The following is a 21,170-nucleotide window of genomic DNA, read 5'->3' as shown; positions in this document are numbered from 1 at the left end:
GGGCTTATTCCGGCACCACCCAGTTCACCAAATGGTGGCCATTGCCCGACGGCACCAGCGTCTTGTGCAGCCACGGCAGCACGTTTTTCATCTGCTGTTCCAGCTTCCACGGCGGGTTAATCACGATCATGCCGGAGGCGGTCATGCCGCGCTGATCGCTGTCCGGTCTTACCGCCAGTTCGATCTGCAGAATATTGCGGATACCGGTGGCTTCCAGCTCTTTGAGCATGCGTTTGATCTGCTGGCGCATCACCACCGGATACCACAGCGCGTAAGTGCCGGTGGCAAAACGTTTATAGCCTTCCTGCAAGCCTTTGATCACATCCTGATAATCGGTTTTCATTTCGTACGGCGGGTCCATCAGGATCAACCCGCGGCGCGACAGTGGCGGCAACTGGGATTTCAGTTGCTGGTAGCCGTCGGCACGTTGCACCTTGGCGCGTTCATCTTTCTGGAATTCGCTGCGCAGCAGCGGGAAATCGCTCGGGTGCAGCTCGGTCAGGTGGATTTTATCCTGCGGGCGCAGCAACTGACGGGCAATCAGTGGGGAGCCAGGGTAGTAACGCAGCCTGTCGGTGCGGTTAAAGTTGTGTATCACGCTCATGTAAGCCGCCAGCTCTTCCGGCAGATCGTCACGTTGCCACAGCAGACCGATGCCTTCCAGGTATTCCCCGGTGCGTTCGGCGTGCTCACCGCTCAGCTGATAGCGCCCTGCGCCGGAGTGGGTATCCAGGTACAGGAAAGGTTTGTCTTTTTCTTTCAGCGATTCAATGATCAGGCTCTGAACGGTGTGCTTGAGCACGTCGGCGTGGTTGCCGGCGTGAAAACTGTGGCGGTAACTTAACATGGCTGGTGGTAATTCCTTGTGCTCCTGCGGAGCGTGCTGAAGATAATGAAGGCTTATAATCTGCACAGTATAAACTGTCTGGCAGGGAAAAACTGAACTGCGTTGCCGCAGGTAATCAAAGGGAGCGATAAAACGATGAGTGAAAACGCGATTTTGGACCGCTACCCCGACGCTGCGCGTTGGGCATTCGGCGATGGGCCCGAATTGGCCAATGAACTGCTGCAGTTGGTGCTGAGCGGGGATAAAACGGCGACCTGCGGCTCCTATGCCAGCTACCGGCAAGAGAAGTCGCCTAGGGTGGGCGACTATAGCGTTATCCTTGATGGGCGTGGGGAACCCGCCTGCGTGATCAGAACGCTCTCCCTGCGGCTGATCCGCTACTGTCACGTCACCGCCGAGATGGCGGCCAAAGAGGGGGAAGGGGATAAAAGCCTGGCGTTCTGGCAGCAGGGGCATCAGGCTTTTTTCAGCCGTGAAGGCAGCTTCGCACCGGATATGTGGCTGGTGTTTGAAGAGTTTGAATTGGTCGAAACGCTGTGAATCACAAGGAGAGAAAATGAGCTGCATATTTTGCGACATGGTGGCGGGCAAAGTGCCGTGCCATAAAATCTGGGAGGACGACGCTCACATGGCGTTTCTGTCCATTTACCCGAATACCGAAGGTTTCAGCGTGGTGATCCCCAAGGCGCACTTCGACAGCTACGCCTTCGCCCTGCCGGACGCGGCGCTCAGCGAACTGATGCTGGCGACCAAGCGGGTGGCGCAATTGCTCGACCGGGCGTTTGACGACGTGGGCCGCTGCGGCATGGTGTTCGAAGGTTTCGGCGTCGATCACGTGCATGCCAAACTGATCCCGATGCACGGCACCGCCGGGCTGGATCACTGGCAGCCGATAGAGTCCAAATCGACCAAATTTTTCGATCGTTACGAAGGTTATCTCTCCTCGCACGATGCCGTGCGCGCGGACGATGGGTATCTGGCCGCGCTGGCGGCGAAAATCCGCCAGAGCACAGCTTAAGGCACTATCTATCAACGCCCGGCCATTGATTTTCCCGCTGCTTGGCTCCATGTTAGATATTCATCCGCATTTTAAGGCCTGCCCGCTGCGGCGGGCCCCAACGCTAATCAGGACTGCCCTATGACAAATCCGTTGCTGACACCGTTTTCCCTGCCGCCGTTTTCCGCCATTCGCCCTGAAGATATCGTGCCTGCGGTGCAATCCGCCCTGGCCGATTGCCGCGCAGCGGTAGAGCGCGTGGTTGCGCAGCCGGGGCCGTTCACCTGGGATAACCTGTGTCAGCCGCTGGCGGAGTCGGACGATCGCCTGTCGCGCATCTGGTCGCCGGTCGGGCATTTGAATTCGGTCAAAAACAGCCCGGAGCTGCGCGCCGCCTACGAGCAGGCGCTGCCGCTGCTGTCTGAATACGGCACCTGGGTGGGCCAGCATGAGGGGCTGTATCAGGCCTATCGCAGCCTGAAAGAGGGCGAAGCGTTCGACCGACTGACCGCGCCACAGCGCAAGTCGGTGGAAAACGCGCTGCGTGATTTCGAACTGTCGGGTATTGGCCTGTCGCCGGAAAAACAGCGGCGCTACGGCGAGATCGTCGCGCGCCTGTCCGAGCTGGGTTCCACCTACAGCAACAATGTGCTCGATGCGACCATGGGCTGGAGCAAACTGATTACCGACGAAGCCGAACTGAGCGGCCTGCCGGAAAGCGCGCTGGCACAGGCCCAGGCGATGGCGCAGGCCAAAGAGCAGGATGGCTGGCTGCTGACGCTGGATATGCCGAGTTACCTGCCGGTGCTGACCTACGGCGACAACCGCGCGCTGCGCGAAGAAATGTACCGCGCCTTCGCCACCCGCGCTTCCGATCAGGGGCCGAACGCCGGCAAATGGGACAACAGCGAAGTGATGGCGGAAACGCTGGCTCTGCGCCACGAACTGGCCGAACTGCTGGGCTTCGCCAGCTATGCCGACAAATCGCTGGCGACCAAAATGGCGGAAAACCCGGAGCAGGTGCTCGGTTTCCTGAGCGATCTGGCCAAGCGCGCCCGCCCGCAGGCCGAGAAAGAGCTGGCGCAGCTGCGCGCCTTCGCCAAACAGCATTACGGCGTGGATGAGCTGGAAGCCTGGGACATCACCTATTACGGCGAAAAACAAAAACAGCACCTGTTCTCCATCAGCGACGAACAGCTGCGCCCGTACTTCCCTGAACAGCGCGTGGTAGAAGGGCTGTTCGAAGTGGTGAAGCGCATTTACGGCATCACCGCCAAAGAACGCAAGGATGTGGATACCTGGCATCCTGAAGTGCGCTTCTTCGACCTGTTCGATGCCGACGGCGAACTGCGCGGCAGCTTCTACCTTGATCTGTACGCGCGTGAGAACAAACGCGGCGGCGCCTGGATGGACGACTGCGTCGGCAGCCTGCGCAAGGCCGACGGCTCGCTGCAAAAACCGGTCGCCTACCTGACCTGCAACTTCAACCGCCCATTGGGCGACAAACCGGCGCTGTTCACCCATAACGAAGTGACCACGCTGTTCCACGAGTTCGGCCACGGTCTGCACCATATGCTGACCCAAATCGATACCGCCGGCGTCTCCGGCATCAGCGGCGTGCCGTGGGATGCGGTCGAGCTGCCGAGCCAGTTTATGGAAAACTGGTGCTGGGAGCCGGAAGCGCTGGCCTTTATCTCCGGCCATTATCAGAGCGGCGAGCCGCTGCCGAAAGAGATGCTCGACAAGCTGCTGGCGGCCAAAAACTACCAGGCGGCGCTGTTTATCCTGCGTCAGCTGGAGTTCGGCCTGTTCGATTTCCGCATGCACGCCGAGTACAGCCCGGAAAAAGGTGCGCAAATCCTGCCGACGCTGGCGGAAGTGAAGAAAATGGTGGCTGTGGTGCCTTCACCGAGCTGGGGCCGCTTCCCGCATGCTTTCAGCCATATCTTTGCCGGCGGTTACGCGGCGGGGTATTACAGCTATCTGTGGGCGGAAGTGCTGTCTGCCGATGCCTACTCGCGCTTTGAAGAAGAGGGGATTTTCAATGCCGAAACCGGCAAATCCTTCCTCGACAACATCCTGTCGCGCGGCGGTTCGGAAGAGCCGATGGAACTGTTCAAACGCTTCCGTGGCCGTGAGCCGCAGCTGGATGCTATGCTGCGCCATTACGGTATTAAAGGATAACCCACCGGTGAGCGTGTGTTTATTGTGTGAAGAAGGCGCCGATCCCGGCGCCTTGTCTATTCTGGCGGAACGCTGGCAGTTAACGTCGGACGACGACGCGCCGATGGCGTTGGTGCTGACGCCGGAGCGGCTGGAGCTGCGCAAACGCGACGAGCCCAAACTGGGCGCGATTTACGTCGATTTCGTTTCCGGCACGCTGGCGCATCGGCGCCGTTTCGGCGGCGGGCGCGGTGAGGCGGTGGCGAAAGCGGTCGGCATCAAGGGCAATTACCTGCCGGAGGTGGTGGATGCGACGGCCGGGCTGGGGCGTGACGCCTTTGTGCTGGCTTCGCTGGGCTGCAAGGTGCGGATGCTGGAGCGCAACCCGGTGGTGGCGGCGCTGTTGGATGACGGCCTGCAACGCGGCTATCAGGATGCGGAAATCGGCCCGTGGCTGCGTGAGCGTTTGACGCTGCTGCACGCCTCCAGCCTGACCGCGCTGACCGGCCTCAATCCACGGCCTGAAGTGGTGTATCTCGATCCGATGTATCCGCACAAGCAAAAAAGCGCGCTGGTGAAGAAAGAGATGCGGGTGTTTCAGTCGCTGGTGGGCAGCGATGACGATGCCGACGGCCTGCTGGAGCCGGCGCGCCGCCTGGCGACCAAACGCGTGGTGGTGAAGCGGCCGGATTACGCTCCGCCGTTGGCCAACGTGCCTGCGCACGCGGCCAGCCTGACCAAAAGTCACCGCTTCGATATCTATATGCCGCTGTAAGCTTATTCCCAGGGGGCGAACATCTTCGCCCCGCTGTTATTCCTGCTCGCGCAGGCTTTTCCCCACGTCACCGCCCGGATGTACCGCCAGCAGGGTTTCTTTGCTGTAGCCGCTGCGTTCCATCAGGCAGGCACAGGCGGCATCGAAAATCGCCAATACCAGCACGATAGACGTAGTTGCCAGCATATTAAGCGGATCTATCTCGTTTTCCACCCCGGTGCGGATCACCAGCTGCGCCGCATGAGCGATCGCCGAATCCGGGTTCTCCGTCACGCCAATCAAGGGCACGCCTTTAGCCTGCAGCGTCGGCAGCAGGCGGGTCAGCTCATCGGAATTGCCGCCGCGCGAAATCAGAATCATCAGATCATCGCCGCGCAGAAAGCCCAAATCGCCGTGCGCCGCGTCGGTGGCGTTCAGGTAGATGGCCGGCCGTTCCACGCAGGCCAGCATATGGGCAATCTTGCGCGCCGCGATGCCGGAGGTGCCGACGCCGGTGACCACAATCTTGCCCTTGCACGCCGCCAGCAGCGTCAGCAGCCGTTGCCAGGTGGGGGCGTCGATGCGTTGGCTGAGTTGCGCCAGTTCGCGGCTATAGACGGCCCAGGCCTCCGCCGCACGCTGCCATTCCTGCTGCATCAGGCTTCCTCCTGCATCAGCCGGCGGTATTTCATATGGTCGTTATACAGCTCATGGAACACGCGGTATTTGCGGTCGTAATAGCTTTTGATTTTGTTGGTCTGCGGCGTGACGGTTTTACCTATGCGGCTCATGGCGCTCATCGCTTCCGGCAGCGTGTCGAACACGCCCGCCGCCACGGTACCCATCATCGCGCCGCCCAGCAGCATCGCTTCGCTTTCTTCCGGCAGCAGCATGGCGCAGCCGGTGGCGTTGGCGTGCTCCTGCACGAAGATCGGGTTCTTGGTGCCGCCCCCGCTGGCCATAATGGTGTCGATGCTGTAGCCGCTTTGGTTCATGGTTTCGATAATATGGCGAGTGCCGAGCGCGATCGCCTGGATGGTCGCCAGATAATGCAGCGCCATGTCCTCCGGGGTACGCGACAGCTTCAGCCCGGTCAGGGTGCCGGTCAGCGTCGGGTTGGCGCGCGGCGAACGGTTGCCGTGGAAATACGGCAGCATGTGAATATCCTGGGTCAGGAAGGCGATGTCTTCCGGTTCGCCGGCCATGCGGCGCAGCAGGGCGTTCAACACCTCATAGATGGTCTGCCCCTGGGTTTTCGCCTGCGCCAGCAGATCCTGATAGCACGGATGAGACTGGATCACATGGTCAATCAGCGCGCCGGTAGCGGACTGGCCGCCTTCGTTCAGCCAGTATTCCGGCAGAATTGCCGAGTAATACGGCCCCCACACGCCGCCGATAAAGCGCGCGGTGCGCGACATCGCCATATGGCCGGTAGAAGTGCCGCCGATCAGCGCGACGCGGCGGTTAAAGTCCGCCACTTCACCGGAAACACCGGTGGCGCCCAGCGTGCCGAGAGTGCCGGCATGAGCGTCGATGATCGACACGCTGACCGCCGTACCGGCAATCAGGCCCATCTCGCCGGCGGCGCGTTGCGTCAGGCCGTGGCCCAGCGGTTCGCCCATCATTTTTACGTCGCTGCCGATCTTGGCGGCGTCGTGTTCCAGCACGTCTTCCAGCCCAATCTGTTTGAAATAGCTTTTGTCCCAGCGCTGCTCATGGCCGAGGTAAGTCCATTTGCACACCGTCGAACACAGCGAACGGGTGGCGTCCTGGGTGGCGCGCCAGGTGAGGAAATCCGGCAGGTCAAACAGGTAGCCGGCATTGGCCCAGGTGGTCGGCATATGCTGTTTCAGCCACAGCATTTTGGGGGTCTGCATCTCCGGCGAGATGATCCCGCCGACGAAGTCCAGCACCCGATGTTTGGTGGCGTTGATGCGCTCGGCCTGAACGATCGCCCGGTGATCCATCCACACAATGATGTTCTGCTCGGTACGGCCGGATGGGCTGACGGTCAGCGGCCGGCCTTCTTTATCCAGCACCACCAGCGAACAGGTGGCGTCGAACCCCAGCCCTTTGACCTGAATCGGGTTGATGTCGGCCTGGTTGACCGCATCGCGCACCGCGCTGCACACCGCTTGCCAGATATTGTCCGAAGACTGCTCGACAAAGTCCGCCTTCGGGCGGTACAAATCGATGGGCCGGCTGGCCTGCCCGACCATGCGGCCGTTGAGATCGAATACCCCTGCGCGTGCGCTTCCGGTGCCTACATCTACGCCAATAAAATAACTCGCCATTGTTCTTCTCCAGTCAGGCTTTTCGATTCTGTAATGCGATAAACAGGATCAGCACACCGCCCCACAGGGCCATGGTCAGATAGCTGCTGACGCCCAGCAGGTTGAGGCCGCTTTCCAGCATTTGCAGCACGATCAGCGCCAGCACCAGGCCAAGCACCCGACCAAAACCGCCGTCCGGATTAATGCCGCCCAGCACCGAGGCCAGAATGGTCACCAGCAGGTAGGATTCGCCGTAACCCGCCTTGGCCGAGTTGAACTTGGCCATCATCAACAGTGCTGCGCCCCAGCCGAGCAGGGCGGACAGGATATACACCGCAATTTGCACCCGGGCGGTATTCACCCCGCTAAAACGGGTGGCCTGTTCGTTGGAGCCGATCAGGTACAAACTGCGGCCCAGCGTAGTGTGCTCCAGCAGCAGCCACAGGCCGACGGCCACCAGCAGGAACAGCAGCAGCGCCACCGGAATGCCGAGCAGGCTGCCGTTGCCGAGGTACTGAATCACTGCCGGAAAGCCGGAGATCACCGCGCCGTTGGACAGCAGGATATTCAGGCCGGTGATCAGCGTCATGGTGCCGAGCGAGGCCAGAATCGGCGAAACGCCGATCCAGGCGATCAGCACGCCGTTAAGCGCGCCGATGGCGACCGCGACCAGCAGCCCGGCCAGCAGTGCCAGCGCTAAAAACAGCGGTTGATCCGGATGGCTGACGATAATTGCCGCCATCACCAGCGAGCAGGCGTTGGCACCGGCGATAATCGACAGATTAATGCCGCCGGTCAGCATGGTAATGCCCATTCCGAGCGCCAGCATGCCGAGGATCGGCAGCTGCGAGGCGATCGACTGGAAGTTGCCGACGCTGAAGAAACGCGATCCGAGCAGCCCGGCAAACAGCAGCGCCACGGCGATGATGATCGCACTTTGCAGGCGGATGATCCGATCGTTCGGGATCAGACGGGTTAACGAATTCATGTCATAGCTCCTTGGCCAGCTTGCGTTTTTCATTCCAGGCGGTGCTGCTGATGCTGATCAGAATGATCGCGCCGCTGAACACCTGGTGCCAGTAAGCCGATACGCTGAGCAGCGTCAGGCCGTTTTGCAGGAATGCCAGCAATACGACGCCAAGCAGCGTGCCGGTCAGCGATCCGCGGCCGCCGGTCATGCTGGTGCCGCCGAGCACCACCGCCGCCAGCACCGTCAGCTCAAAGCCGAGCAGCGAGTTGGGCGCTACCGACTGGGTGATTTGCGCCTGAACCACCGCAGCGATACCGGCCAGAATGCCCATGTAGCCATAAACGTAGAAGTGCAGTCGCAGCAGGTTCAACCCCAGGCGCGACGCCGCATCGCGGTTGCCGCCCATGGCGAAGATCTGGCGGCCGAGGCGGGTGAAGTTCATCAGCACGCCGGTGACGATCACTACCCCCAGCAGGCACAGCAGCGGCAGCGTCAGGCCGTAGTCGTAGCCATCGGCGCCCTGGAACGAGAACCAGTTGATGCCGTCCATAAACCAGTCCGGGAACCCGTACAGCCAGGTGCCGTTGGTGGCGTACACCAGCAGGCCGTAGAACAGGTTCAGGGTGGCGATGGTGATGATAATGGCCGGCACCTTCAGCCAGTACACCAGAAAACCGTTTACCAGCCCGAGCAACAGGCCGACGCCCATCGCCAGCACGAATGCCAAAGGGAAGCCGCCGCCGTGCTGGATAACCCAGGTAGCCATCACGTATTGGGCGATGGCGGTGATCGCCGGGAACGAAATGTCGATGCCACCGGCAATCAGCACCACGAACAGGCCGCAGGCGAGAATGCCGAGAATGGCGTAGCTGGTGGCGACGTCGGTCAGGTTGCCGAGCGTCAGGAATTCGCTGGTGCCGGCGCTCAGGCCAATGGCCAGCAGCAACACCAGCAGGCCCAGGTAAAACTCGTGCCGGCCGGCCAGGCGGGCCAATAATGATTTATCCATTCACCACCTCGGCGATCTGTTGTTCGGTACTGTGGTGCGGCGAAAACTCGGCGATCAGTTCGCCTTTGCGCATCACCATCACCCGATGGCTGTTGTAATAGGCTTCCGGGATCTCGTCGCAGATCATCAACACCGCCATGCCGAGCTCGGCCAGATCTTTGGCGATCTGGTAGATCCCCTCTTTGTTGGCGATATCTACCCCGACGGTGGGCGAGTCGAGGATCAGGATCTTCGGCCGGGTCGCGACCCACTTGGCGATGGCGATACGCTGAGCGTTGCCTCCGGACAGGGTTTTGACCGGTAAAGCGCTGTCGGACACCTTGATGTTCAGGTCACGGATCAGCCGGTTGACCAGCTCGGTCGCCTTGGCGTGATCCAGCAACCCAAGCGGGGTATGCAGTTGATCAAACACCGTGACGATGGTGTTGTCGTAGATCGACTGCTCCATGATCAACCCCTGGGTCAGACGATCTTCCGATACGTAGCCGATGCCGTGGCGCACCGCGTCGCGGTTGTTGTGCAGTTGCACCGGTTGGCCGTCGATTTTGATTTCACCGCTGTCGGGGCGCGTCATGCCGAACAAGCTGAGGCACAGCTCGGTGCGGCCTGCGCCGAGCAGCCCGACGATCGAGACTATTTCGCCGCCGCGCAGTGAAAGATTGATGTCCTGGTATTTGCCGCGCCGGCTGAGGTGGCAGACCTCGAGCAGCGGGGCGGTATCGGCTGGCGGGCGTGCCGGCAGCTGGCTGTAGTGGAAGCGTTGGCCCGTCATCAGGAACGCCAGTTCGTGGCTGTCGAGCTGGCTTGCCGGGTAGGTGCCGACCAGCTTGCCGTCGCGCATTACGCTGATACGGTCGGCGACTTCCATCACCTCATCCAGGCGATGGCTGACAAACACCACGCAAATGCCCGCCGCTTTCAGCTCGTTGACCACCCGCAGCAGGCCGTTGACCTCTTGACGCGTCAGCGATGCGGTAGGCTCGTCCATAATCACCAGCCGTGCTTCGGCGGCAATGGCGCGGCAAATTGCCACCAGTTGGCGATCGGCAATCGACAGTTTTTCGACTTTTTTATCGGGATCGATATGCACCCCGACACGCGCCATGGCGTCCAGCGCCGTCTGGCGCATCACCTGCTTGCGCACCCAGAAATGGCCGCCGGGCAGATAGCGATGAATGGCGATATTTTCCGCCACCGTCAGATTGGGGAATAACGACAGATCCTGATAAATCACCTGAATACCGTAATAGCCGGAGAGCTGCGGCGTCAGGGAATGAAAAAGTTTGCCTTCCAGCGAAATATTGGCGCCTTTTTCCGGCTGATAAACGCCGGAAATAATTTTGATAATGGTGCTTTTGCCGCAGCCATTTTGTCCGGCCAGACAATGCACTTCGCCAATATTTAGCGTCAGGTTGATCTGGTCCAGTGCCAGCACGCCTGGGAATCGTTTACTGATATTCTCCAGGGTAATAAATGCGGTGGATGCTGCCATAGCGTTAACCCGTGCAGGTTTTTATACCCGTCATCTTTCAAGTTGCAGCGTTGTTATCTGTACTTGCGCACCCCAGTTACTTGACTTTAGTAAGTGCCTGGGGATGAGCAAGCTGGCCGCCTAGCTGCAAGTTGAAAGCTATAGGGTATATAATAATAGTGGCTGAAATTCGGTGCGCGGTGGGTTGCGCGCCGACGTTATTGAATAACTTTCCCGGTGTGGCGAATATTAATTAAGGTTAAAAACCTAGCGATTTGGCATTATCTTTGGTGACTTCAAGAATTTTATTAAACCGAATCACTTTTTTATCCATATCGACGTCGGCTTTACCCAGCCCTTCGATCGACAAATCTTTGGTCACTTCCTTGCCCTGCAACAATTGGTCGGCCACCGTCACCAGCGCATAGCCGGCGTCTTTCGGATCCCACAGCAGCGCTTTCTTGATATCGCCGCGCATCAGGTAAGGAGCAGCCTGCGCCGGCATGGCGATACCCACCACGGCGATTTTGTCCTTGGCGCGCTTCTTGGCGACCGCCTGGCCGGCACCGATCGGGCCAAGGGAACCAAAACCGATAATGCCTTTCATCTGCGGATAGGTTTTCATCAAATCCAGCGTGGTGGCGTAGGATTTATCGATACTTTCCGCCACCGGCAGGCGTGAAGTGACTTCGAACATATCCGGGTATTTCGCTTTTTGGTACTTGATGGCGGAATCGGCCCAGGCGTTGTGCAGCGGCACGGTCAGCGAGCCGACGTAAATGGCGTAGCCGCCTTTGCCGCCCATGTCTTTCGCCAGCTCATCAACGTTGGCCTGCGCATACTTCTCGCTGTCGATGGTTTCGATGTCCCACTGGCCGATCTGCTGATCCGGGGATTCATGGGTCAGTACCACGATGCCTTTCTCGCGCGCTTTTTTCAGCACCGGTTCCAGCACCTTGGCGTCGTTAGGCACCACGATGATGGCGTTAACGTTTTTGGCGATCAGGTCTTCAATCACTTTGACCTGTGCGGCCGGGTCTGGCGTGGAAGGCCCGGTTTGGTAAGCGTTGACGTCGAGCTTCTTGGCTGCGTCGTTTACGCCCACTTCCATACGGTTGAACCAGGGAATGCCGGTCACTTTGGCGACCACGGCGATCTCGTACTTTTCAGCGGCAAAAGCAGGTGTTGTCGATAACATGCACGCAGAAACCACACATGCATTTAATAATGCGAGGTTAAATTTCATTTCGCTGTACCTTTTTTATCTGTAGGGGTGGCTGTTTTTCCACCAGTGCAGATTACAAAGGAATGGAAGAGGGGGCGTAACCGAAGTTGGGGAAATGTGATCCACGCACATTGAGGTAAAATTATGACGGTTTTAATGTTAATTAAATGTTTAATAATCTTTCGGTGGTAATATTACTACGAAAAATCATCATTAATTTAACAAAATAAACCATATTGATTTACATAAATGTAACCAATTAAAGATGGGAACGCCGTTTTTGGGGGGTAAAAATGCCGGCAGGAGAGCCGGCATTGAAGCATTTAACGGATGTGTGAGCAAGATCACCTTAAGGACGGGTTACAGCACACCCTGTGCCAGCATGGCGTCGGCAACCTTGACGAATCCGGCGATATTGGCGCCATGCACATAGTGAGTTTGTTTCCCTTCACCGCCGTATTCGACGCAGGCTTGATGAATATCTGCCATGATATGTTGCAAACGTACATCCACTTTTTCTGCCCGCCAGCTGATGCGCGCGGCATTCTGCGCCATCTCCAGCCCGGAAGTGGCCACGCCGCCGGCGTTGGCGGCCTTGCCTGGGGCAAACAGTACGCCGGCGTCCAGGAACGCATCGGTAGCCTGAATGGTGGTGGGCATATTGGCGCCCTCAGCCACGGCTTTGACCCCGTTGCGGATCAGCAACTGTGCGGCTTCCAGATCCAGTTCGTTTTGGGTCGCGCACGGCAGGGCGATATCCACCGGCACGCTCCACGGCTGCTGGCCGGCCAGGTAGACCAGGCCGCGCTCACGGGCGTAGTCTTCCACCCGGCCATAACGCTGATTCTTGATTTCCGCCAGATGGGCCAGTTTCTCGGTGGTGAAACCGGCCTCATCGACCACGGTACCGCCCGAGTCGGACGCGGTGATCACGCGCGCGTCCAGTTCCAACGCCTTCTCGATGGCGTACTGCGCCACATTGCCTGAACCTGAAACGGCGACCCGCATCCCCTCAAAGCCCAGCCCGTGGCGTTGCAGCATGGCGTCGGTGAAATAGACCAGCCCATAACCGGTGGCCTCGGGCCGGATCAGACTGCCGCCGAACGACAGCCCTTTGCCGGTAAATACGCAGGCGGTGTTGTTGGACAGTTTTTTCATCATGCCGGTCATAAAGCCGACTTCACGGCCGCCAACACCGATATCCCCGGCGGGCACATCGGTATCCGGGCCAAGATGGCGGTACAGTTCCGTCATCAGCGACTGGCAGAAACGCATGATCTCCGCCTGGCTTTTGCCCTTAGGATCGAAGTCCGATCCGCCTTTACCGCCGCCCATGGGTAAGGTGGTCAGCGCATTTTTGAAGGTCTGCTCGAAGCCGAGGAATTTCAGAATCGATAAATTCACCGACGGATGAAAACGCATGCCGCCTTTATACGGCCCGATGGCGGAATTGAACTGCACGCGCCAGGCGCGGTTAACCTGCACCTGGCCGCGATCGTCCACCCAACTGACGCGGAACTGGATGGCACGCTCCGGCTCCACCAACCGCTCCAGCAACGCGTGTTCGCGATAGCGCGGGTTGCGTTCGATAAACGGCCACAGTGAGGTGAACACTTCTCTTACCGCCTGCAAATATTCAGGTTGGTGGGGATTGTGGCGTTGTAGCGAGGACAAAAACGACTCTACCGATAAAGCATTTTCCATGGATAGCTCCTTTATACCCGTCGCCTTTCAAGCTGTAGCCTTGTTAGCTGAGCTCGCGGTTCCCCAGTTACTTACCTAAGTAAGCGCCTGGGGAGCCGCGAGCTGGCTGCCTGGCTACAGCCCGAAATTCATAGGGTAATACTATTAATTTCCCCCATTATTTTTATAAATATTGGTATGAATAAAGCCTGGGGGATGATGTTGTGTCTTTAGCGACTATATCACTGGAGGGCGGTTGATTAACAAGCGATTAATGATGGCGGCAGAACGAAAAACGCCCGCAGGAGGCGGGCGTTGGCGAGCTACGTTTGCGAGCGCTTACTTAATCTTCGGCGCTGTCTTCTTCGTCACGCAGCGGCACGATCAGCATATCGATATGCACGGTGTTGATCAGCTGGCGCGCAGAGGACATCAGCTTGCTCCAGAAATCCTGGTGGTGACCGCACAGCACCAGGTCCATATCGTATTTCTTGATGGCATCGACCAGCACCTGCGCCAAATCGCCGCTGCCGCTCAGGGTTTCGGTAATCGGGTAACCGGCATTTTGCGAAAGCTCGGTCAGTGCGTGGTGGGTTTCCTCAGAGATACGCTTTTGCATATCGCCGAGATTAACGTCGATCAGGCCGGTATACAGGTCGGAATAGTTAACATCTACGTGGATCAGGGAAACTTTGGCGTTGTACGGCCGCGCCATAGATACGGCTTTCTCCACCAGAATTTTGCTTTCCGGGGACAGGTCTACCGCAATCAGAATGTGTTTGTAAGCCATGAGAATACTCCTTTCCATATAATGCCGATTAATGGGTTGGCAGGCATTTCAGCGTACCAGCCTGGCGCTTTAGGTTTACCTGCATTTTATCATTCAGATAACACAATGATATGTTGGGGCGATCACAGTGTGCTGCATCAAAAAATCTCTTCATCTCTACCCCCGTCAGTTTTACACCCGCCGGGTTGAAAATCCTATCATTACTGGGGTTATTGGCGGTTTGACCGCTTGAAACATAAGCATTCTTAAACAGAGTATAGTCCCAAACGCCCCTCTGCCCGTGGAAAATACCGGGAATGGCGGGCAGGGCGGTTATCACTTATAACCCATCGATGGATGACAAATAGGCAGGTTTCGGTAAATTTTATCTACTGCTCAGGCCAGTTTGCGTTTCATTCACCTACAATAATGAATATGGGCCTCACCCTTTCTCCTCAGAGTCAGACCGCGCTGCAGGTACCTTGCCTGGCGACGGCCTGTTTCAGAGGCTGTGGGGTATGCGCGGCCCGAGCGGTAAAAAGGGGATCGGAGCGGTAGGCTCCCGCAGTAATGGGTATCGAGGTAGGGCAGTTGGACCCGGCGGAGAGCCGTGGATAACAACGCCTTGAGGGGGCAATCATGATCAGTACCGTCGCGCTGTTTTGGGCTTTGTGTGTGGTGTGTGTGGTAAACATGGTGCGGTATTACTCTTCTCTGCGTGCGCTGCTGGTGGTGTTGCGCGGCTGCGATCCGCTGTTGTACCAATACGTCGACGGCGGCGGTTTCTTTACTGCCCACGGTCAACCGAGCAAACAGCTGCGGTTGGTGCGTTATATCTTCTCGCAGCGCTACGTCGAGCATCACGACCCGGAGTTTATCCGCCGTTGTGAGCGGGTGCGCGGGCAGTTCATGCTGACTTCCGCCCTGTGCGGGCTGGTGGTCATCAGCCTGCTGGCGCTGATGATCTGGTATTGAAACCGGGCGGTTTCCCTTGCTACGGGCAAAAAAAAGGCGGCCACATCGGGCCGCCTTTTTCATGGAACAAGCTGCTTAGATAACCTTAAGCGCCAGCCAGTACAGTGAACCGGAAAGCAGAATCGAAATCGGCAGGGTCAGTAACCAGGCCAACAGGATGTTCTTCACGGTTTTACTTTGCACGCCGCCGCCATCCACGATCATCGTCCCGGCAACCGCCGATGAGAGCACGTGGGTGGTGGAAACCGGCATACCGGTGTAGCTGGCCACGCCGATCGACAAGGCCGCGGTCATCTGAGCCGACACGCCCTGAGCGTAGGTCATGCCCTTCTTACCGATTTTCTCGCCGATAGTGGTGGCAACGCGCTTCCAGCCAACCATGGTGCCGAGTGACAACGCCAGAGCAACCGCAACGATGATCCACAGCGGTGCATACTCAACGGTTTGCAGCAGATCCTGACGCAGGTTCTTCAGGAAACGCTGGTCCGCGGCGGAGGTTTCCGGCAGTTTGGCGACCTTGTCTGCGGTATCCGTTACGCACATCAGCAGGCGGCGCAGATGGCTGCGCTGTTCTACCGTCAGTTGATCGTAACTTTGCAGGTTGTTCAGCAGGCCCTGCGTCAGCTCAATCGCCGGCATGGCGCGGGAACTGTCGCAATGGAACTCGGTCGGCTTATTCGGCGAAACCTCGTCTTCCGGGCTTGGCACCAGCGGCGTCAGAGACACCACGTGTGACAGGGCATCGCCGTGCTGCTGGTAATATTGTTGCAGGTGGGTCACGGCATCACGCGTACGGGTGATGTCATAACCGGTTGCATTCATATTGACCACGAAGCCGGCCGGCGCAACGCCGATCAGCACCAGCATGATAAGGCCGATGCCTTTCTGGCCGTCGTTGGCGCCGTGCGAGAAGCTGACGCCGATAGCCGACAGGATCAGTGCGATACGGGTCCAGAACGGCGGCTTGCGTTTGCCGTCGACCTTTTCACGTTCCGCGGGGGTCATGTGGATACGCTGGCGTTTCTTGTTGCCGCTCCAATAGCGGCGCAAGGCAAACACCATCAGCCCGGCGACCATCATGCCGACCAGCGGCGAGATGAGCAATGACAGGAAAATACCGATCATTTTCGGGACGTTAAGCGCATCCACCACCGAGGTGTGAGTCATCAGTGCATTGGTTAAACCAACACCGATAATTGCGCCAATCAGCGTGTGGGAGCTGGAGGCCGGCAGACCGAAATACCAGGTGCCGAGGTTCCAGATAATCGCCGCCAGCAGCATGGAGAAGACCATGGCTAATCCGTGCGCTGAACTGACGTTCAACAACAGATCGGTAGGCAACAGGTGAACAATGGCGTAAGCAACACTCAAACCACCGAGCATAACGCCAAGAAAGTTGAACAAGCCCGCCATCACGACCGCAAGTTGCGAGCGCATGGCACGGGTATAGATTACTGTAGCGACCGCATTGGCCGTATCATGAAAGCCGTTGATGGCTTCATAAAACAACACGAACAACAATGCGAGAATTAACATCAGGCCGGTATGGAAATCCAGGCCAGCGAACAAATGCAGCATAAGCGTTACGCCAGTTTGTGGACATGAACGCCGCGCATTATCAGTGACAACCGGGGCCGGGGAAAAGGAAAATATGACGTTTTTTTGATTTGAACATGGCGAAACGATGTCATTGGTATGACAAAGGTATGAAATATCAGAACCTTATGTTGATAAGCGCGCTGTAATATTTTCTTACTATGGCGCTGGCGGCGGCATGGCTTTACAATCTGCCGCCGTAAAGTTGTCGGTTACCGGTAGCGATTCGGCGTAATATGGCGGCCTTTTGTCGCGATTGTGGTTTTTATTCAGAGAGGCGCAGGTGGAACAGTTTGATGTCGTGGTAATAGGTGCGGGCGCAGCGGGCATGTTTTGCGCCGCACAGGCAGGGCAACTCGGTTGCCGGGTGCTGCTGCTCGATAACGGCAAAAAACCGGGGCGCAAAATCCTGATGTCCGGCGGCGGACGCTGTAACTTTACTAATATGTACACCGAACCGGCCGCCTACCTGTCGAACAACCCGCATTTCTGTAAATCGGCGCTGGCGCGCTATACCCAGTGGGATTTTATCGATCTGATTAACCGCTACGGCATCGCCTATCACGAGAAAACGCTGGGGCAACTGTTTTGCGATGACTCGGCGCAGCAGGTGGTCGAGCTGCTGGTTAAAGAGTGCGAGTTGGGCCAGGTGACGACGCGCCTGCGCAGTGAAGTGCTGGGCGTGGAAAAAACCGAAGCCGGTTTCGAACTGGCGCTTAATGGCGAGAAAGTGAGCGCTCGCTCACTTGTGGTGGCCAGCGGTGGGCTTTCCATGCCGGGGCTGGGCGCTTCGCCGTTCGGCTACAAGCTGGCGGAACAGTTTGGCCTGAAGGTGCTGCCGACCCGCGCCGCGCTGGTGCCGTTTACCCTGCATAAACCGCTGCTGGAACACCTGCAAACGTTGTCCGGCGTCTCGGTGCCGGCGGTGATCACCGCCGAAAACGGCGTCAGCTTCCGCGAAAGCCTGCTTTTCACCCACCGTGGCCTTTCTGGCCCGGCGGTATTGCAGCTTTCCAGCTACTGGCAGCCTGGTGAGTTTGTGAGCGTTAACTTACTTCCTGCACTCGATCTGGCGGGCTTCCTTAATGAGCAACGCCAGGCGCACCCCAACCAAAGCCTGAAAAACACCCTGGCGCTGCACCTGCCAAAACGCCTGGTGGAGTGCCTGCAGACGCTGGGGCAATTGCCGGAAGCCACGCTAAAGCAACTGAACCCCACGCAACAGGCCGCGCTGGTCGAAACCTTGCAGAATTGGCGCGTGCAGCCGAACGGCACCGAAGGTTATCGCACGGCGGAAGTAACGCTCGGGGGCGTGGATACCAAAGAGCTGTCATCCAAAACGATGGAAGCCGGCAAAGTGCCCGGCCTGTACTTTATCGGCGAAGTGGTGGATGTGACAGGGTGGCTGGGCGGTTACAACTTCCAGTGGGCCTGGAGCTCGGCCTGGGCTTGCGCTCAGGCGCTGGCGGCGCGGGGGCAGTAAGGCAGATCGTTGCTCCGTAGCCGGAAGGTATTGGCATCATGCCGTGAATGAGGGGGGCGGAGCATCCATTACCCCCGTGAAGTCATCGCTGACACGAACTTCTGGGGTCACACTCATCGAGACGGTGACAATCGGTCCGCTCGATCGCGATAGCATCGCCGGGCGCGGCGTTTTGCGACAGGCGCATGGATTCGGGACGATGCTGTCAGGCTCGGGGGATCAGAAGGTTTTAGCCAGCGAATGATTTTAGAGCATCAAGGTTCGACCCAGAGCGACTATTTCACACCACTGCTTTTTATAATTCCACCTCGGATTATCCATGCCTAAAGAGTAAATCATCTTTACGCCTTTTTGATTGCATAATTCTTTTGCCAACTTGATGTTCATATACATCAGAACACTTCCTACGCTGAGGCTTGCATAGGTTTGGTCAACGCCGCCATTATGACAATCAAAGAAAATCCACTCCCTGCATTCTGCTTTAAATACCAGGTCGTAAGCACAAGGCTTGCCATTTATTAACAATACATAACCAAATAGCAGGTGGCGTAATTTACTAAAGACATCCAACAGGACTTCCTCAGAATAACACTCTAATGTATCCCCCCATCTTTTTTTGAAAAGCGAGATGTAAATATCAGATAGATCCTTATCGGAAAAATGGTCAATTGACAAGCATTGCCCACCGCTGCTGATGAATTTATTAAATTCCGCTAGTCTTTTCTTATACGTTTTTTTGGAAAAATCATCTTTGACCCGGCATGTCTTTCTTTTTAACCTTTCCCAATGAATGCAGTTGTAAAAATCGCCTTTATGATAAGAAGATAACTGTTTGGTTTTAAAAGGCATAACAATCTTACCGCTGCCTTTTTTAATCGGAATGATAATGTCATCGAAAAAAAAGGGATATCCACTCACCTTAAGTGAAATGTTACCCTTTAGAGAAAAGGCTGCAGATATAACCGAACCTTTCCTTTTGTAACTGTAAAACTCAGGGAAAACAAGCCGCTGACTTAAGAATTCAATCACGTCAGGATGAGTACATACACTGCCCCCAAAGAGAAAATAGGCCTCCCTGTAGGCTTCCGGCGTTGTCGGTTCCCAACCAAAAATAGCGTTTTTCATGTATTTTTTTACATTTATTGCCGAAAACAACAATGTAATGTTACGCAACCAAACGACAGCCAAACGAAAAGTGCATGATTTATAAATAACAGAGGATGATTCCAGTGCAGCAAATTCCCGGCGACTTATCACTCTTCAGTGACGCAAGATACCGTCCCGGACGTTTGCCGCACAGAGGCACTAAAGCCAGTTAACCTGCCCGTCAAACGCCCTTTTTAAATGCCGCCCCGCCCAGGAACATGCTCACCGCGTTGCTGACCATCTCGCGAATGCGCGGCAGGCTGATCGGCTGCAATTCGCGCTGGAATACCCGCATGTCGATCTCGGCGGTAAGCAGTGAAAGGAACTGGGTTGCCTTGAGGTAAGGATCGGCCAGCCGCAGTTCCTGGCGATCCATGGCGGCGGACATCAGTACCGACAGTTTTTCGACGCTCTCGCGCGGGCCGGCCTCGTAAAACAGCGTGCCGATATCAGAATGCCCGGCCTCGGCGACCACCATGCGGTAAACCGCCATTGCGCTGTTGTCGTTGGTCAGCACCAGCAGCATCTGTTCGCCGAAGCGCGTCAGCGTCTGCTCCAGCGTCTCCTTGCCCCGTTTTTCATTCATCAACTCGGTGGCGGCTTCGGACAGATGCTGAGTGGCGTGCTGGCGAACAACGGCGGTAAACAACTCCTCCTTGGAAGGAAAATACCCGTACAGCGTCGCTTTGGAGCCGCCGACTCGTTTCGCCAGTTCATTCATCGATGCACGCTCATAGCCCATCTCCTGGAACAGCAGTGCCGCCTCTTCAACGATGGCATCGCGGCGTGCGTTGGTCCGTACTTTCATCATCTCTCCTGCAAGCTAACCGGGAAATCGCACAAAAAAAGACATCTTCTTGACAAGCGAAGAATATCAATGCAAAACTCAACTGTACAGTTTTGTTTTGGCGGTTTTTCATCCATTTTCATGTCTGTTTACCCCGCCAGGTACAGTGCTGTACGGGCCGTCAAGGCCGCATACTCGGGCGTACGCAGCGGGCAAATATCGTCGCTGAAACAGCACGTTCTGACCGATATTGGTGGCATTTTCTTTTACAGGATCACCTAAATGTTCGCATACCTCAAGGTTTCTCGTCCGGCAATGCTGGCACTTGCCATCGCGCTGGTCGGCTGCGCCGGAACGCCGCCGGTGCGTTACGCCAGTATTGATTCATCGTCACAGTTAAAGCCTAACACTGACGATCAATCCGACCGTATTCCTTACCGCTATTCCACCCCGGTGGAGTGGAAAAAATACACCAACATCATCATTGAGCCGGTTGTCATTTATCAGGGCGCGGACAACCAGTTTGGCGAGGTCTCGCAGGAAGATCGCAAGGCGCTGGCAGACTATATGCACAGCAAATTCAGCGAAGCGCTGCGCCCCCGTTTTCGTGAGGTCAGCAGCCCGGCACCCGATGCGCTTCGCCTGAAACTGACGCTGACCGGGGCAGAGACCACCACGCCGGTTGTCGGCACCTTCACCAAGTTTGATCTGGCGGGCGGGCCATACAACATCGTGCAATCCCTTCGCGGCAAAGAAGGGATGCTCAACGGATCGGTCAATTACGCCGTCGAGGTCTATGACGCCTCGACCCAGCGTCTGCTCAACGCTTACGTCGCCAGGCAATACCCGAACGCCATGAACGTCGGCGCCAGCATCGGCTCGTTGAGCGCCGCCGAGGTGGGGATCGATAAGGCCGCCGAAGAACTGGCCGGGATCCTGAAGTAAAGAGTGTGAAGCGTGGAAAAAGTCAGTCAACACCCAGGGGAAAACAGGCGGGCAAACACCGCCTGATAATAAAAAAT

General features: G+C 57.2%; 20 protein-coding genes. 7 read left to right on the top strand and 13 right to left on the bottom strand.

From position 1 onward, the window contains the following. Positions 1-4: 4 nt before the first annotated feature. On the bottom strand, positions 5-847 hold the full coding sequence (locus tag QZQ97_RS21620) for a 23S rRNA (adenine(2030)-N(6))-methyltransferase RlmJ (RefSeq protein ID WP_311995111.1): 843 nt from the start codon (positions 845-847) through the stop codon (positions 5-7). 135 nt (positions 848-982) lie between these two features. Between QZQ97_RS21620 and QZQ97_RS21615 the strand changes: the two genes are divergently transcribed. From QZQ97_RS21615 to rsmJ, 4 genes are all read left to right on the top strand, one after another. After that, entirely contained in the window at positions 983-1,387 is a 405-nt protein-coding gene (locus QZQ97_RS21615; RefSeq protein WP_311995110.1) for an ASCH domain-containing protein, read from the top strand. A gap of 16 nt (positions 1,388-1,403) precedes the next feature. Further along, positions 1,404-1,865, top strand: coding sequence for an HIT family protein (locus tag QZQ97_RS21610; protein ID WP_311995109.1), 462 nt, complete (start codon positions 1,404-1,406; stop codon positions 1,863-1,865). A gap of 120 nt (positions 1,866-1,985) precedes the next feature. Further along, on the top strand, positions 1,986-4,028 hold the full coding sequence (gene prlC, locus QZQ97_RS21605) for an oligopeptidase A (protein ID WP_311995108.1): 2,043 nt from the start codon (positions 1,986-1,988) through the stop codon (positions 4,026-4,028). 7 nt (positions 4,029-4,035) lie between these two features. Continuing rightward, positions 4,036-4,782, top strand: coding sequence for a 16S rRNA (guanine(1516)-N(2))-methyltransferase RsmJ (gene rsmJ, locus QZQ97_RS21600; RefSeq protein ID WP_311995107.1), 747 nt, complete (start codon positions 4,036-4,038; stop codon positions 4,780-4,782). Between the two features lie 36 nt (positions 4,783-4,818). Here rsmJ and QZQ97_RS21595 read toward each other — a convergent pair whose 3' ends face one another. From QZQ97_RS21595 to QZQ97_RS21555, 9 genes are all read right to left on the bottom strand, one after another. Then, positions 4,819-5,418: a KpsF/GutQ family sugar-phosphate isomerase gene (locus QZQ97_RS21595; protein ID WP_311995106.1), complete on the bottom strand. Its 600-nt coding sequence runs from the start codon at positions 5,416-5,418 to the stop codon at positions 4,819-4,821. After that, positions 5,418-7,055 carry an FGGY-family carbohydrate kinase gene (locus QZQ97_RS21590; RefSeq protein ID WP_311995105.1) on the bottom strand — a complete coding sequence of 546 codons (1,638 nt, stop codon included), beginning with the start codon at positions 7,053-7,055 and terminating at the stop codon, positions 5,418-5,420. The genes QZQ97_RS21595 and QZQ97_RS21590 overlap by 1 nt, the downstream gene beginning before the upstream one ends. Positions 7,056-7,068: 13 nt before the next feature. Next, positions 7,069-8,022, bottom strand: a complete 954-nt coding sequence (locus QZQ97_RS21585; RefSeq protein ID WP_311995104.1) for an ABC transporter permease — start codon at positions 8,020-8,022, stop codon at positions 7,069-7,071. Position 8,023: 1 nt separating this feature from the next. After that, entirely contained in the window at positions 8,024-9,013 is a 990-nt protein-coding gene (locus tag QZQ97_RS21580; protein WP_311995103.1) for an ABC transporter permease, read from the bottom strand. Then, positions 9,006-10,505 (bottom strand): sugar ABC transporter ATP-binding protein, encoded by a 1,500-nt coding sequence (locus QZQ97_RS21575; RefSeq protein ID WP_311995102.1) that lies wholly within the window; start codon positions 10,503-10,505, stop codon positions 9,006-9,008. Before QZQ97_RS21575 ends, QZQ97_RS21580 begins: the two co-directional genes overlap by 8 nt. A 238-nt stretch (positions 10,506-10,743) precedes the next feature. After that, a complete protein-coding gene (locus tag QZQ97_RS21570) occupies positions 10,744-11,730 on the bottom strand; it encodes an autoinducer 2 ABC transporter substrate-binding protein (RefSeq protein WP_065506745.1) in 987 nt (328 codons plus the stop codon). A 339-nt stretch (positions 11,731-12,069) separates the two neighbouring features. Continuing rightward, positions 12,070-13,413: an NADP-specific glutamate dehydrogenase gene (gdhA, locus tag QZQ97_RS21565; protein ID WP_311995101.1), complete on the bottom strand. Its 1,344-nt coding sequence runs from the start codon at positions 13,411-13,413 to the stop codon at positions 12,070-12,072. Positions 13,414-13,735: 322 nt separating this feature from the next. After that, positions 13,736-14,182 carry a universal stress protein UspA gene (gene uspA / locus QZQ97_RS21560; protein ID WP_004951550.1) on the bottom strand — a complete coding sequence of 149 codons (447 nt, stop codon included), beginning with the start codon at positions 14,180-14,182 and terminating at the stop codon, positions 13,736-13,738. Between the two features lie 28 nt (positions 14,183-14,210). Next, on the bottom strand, positions 14,211-14,501 hold the full coding sequence (locus QZQ97_RS21555) for a hypothetical protein (RefSeq protein WP_311995100.1): 291 nt from the start codon (positions 14,499-14,501) through the stop codon (positions 14,211-14,213). A 299-nt stretch (positions 14,502-14,800) separates the two neighbouring features. Here QZQ97_RS21555 and uspB point away from each other — a divergent pair, with 299 nt between their 5' ends. Then, on the top strand, positions 14,801-15,136 hold the full coding sequence (gene uspB / locus QZQ97_RS21550; protein ID WP_311995099.1) for a universal stress protein UspB: 336 nt from the start codon (positions 14,801-14,803) through the stop codon (positions 15,134-15,136). Between the two features lie 75 nt (positions 15,137-15,211). Here the strand turns inward: uspB and pitA are convergent, their stop codons facing one another. Then, complete coding sequence (gene pitA, locus QZQ97_RS21545; protein ID WP_004951543.1) at positions 15,212-16,714, bottom strand: inorganic phosphate transporter PitA; 1,503 nt, start codon at positions 16,712-16,714, stop codon at positions 15,212-15,214. A 301-nt stretch (positions 16,715-17,015) separates the two neighbouring features. Between pitA and QZQ97_RS21540 the strand changes: the two genes are divergently transcribed. After that, on the top strand, positions 17,016-18,215 hold the full coding sequence (locus QZQ97_RS21540; RefSeq protein ID WP_311995098.1) for an NAD(P)/FAD-dependent oxidoreductase: 1,200 nt from the start codon (positions 17,016-17,018) through the stop codon (positions 18,213-18,215). Between the two features lie 246 nt (positions 18,216-18,461). Here the strand turns inward: QZQ97_RS21540 and QZQ97_RS21535 are convergent, their stop codons facing one another. Both QZQ97_RS21535 and QZQ97_RS21530 read right to left on the bottom strand, forming a co-directional pair. Further along, positions 18,462-19,340 carry a transcriptional regulator gene (locus tag QZQ97_RS21535; RefSeq protein WP_311995097.1) on the bottom strand — a complete coding sequence of 293 codons (879 nt, stop codon included), beginning with the start codon at positions 19,338-19,340 and terminating at the stop codon, positions 18,462-18,464. A gap of 202 nt (positions 19,341-19,542) precedes the next feature. Next, positions 19,543-20,169 carry a TetR/AcrR family transcriptional regulator gene (locus QZQ97_RS21530; RefSeq protein WP_020439949.1) on the bottom strand — a complete coding sequence of 209 codons (627 nt, stop codon included), beginning with the start codon at positions 20,167-20,169 and terminating at the stop codon, positions 19,543-19,545. 261 nt (positions 20,170-20,430) lie between these two features. Between QZQ97_RS21530 and QZQ97_RS21525 the strand changes: the two genes are divergently transcribed. Beyond that, positions 20,431-21,093 (top strand): DUF3313 domain-containing protein, encoded by a 663-nt coding sequence (locus QZQ97_RS21525; RefSeq protein WP_311995096.1) that lies wholly within the window; start codon positions 20,431-20,433, stop codon positions 21,091-21,093. Positions 21,094-21,170 lie beyond the last annotated feature (77 nt).

This window comes from Serratia sp. root2 (assembly GCF_031931805.1).
GTDB classification, from domain to species: Bacteria; Pseudomonadota; Gammaproteobacteria; order Enterobacterales; family Enterobacteriaceae; genus Serratia; species Serratia inhibens.
Note: the sequence above shows the minus strand (reverse complement) of the source record. Positions and strands in the feature narration are given on the sequence as shown.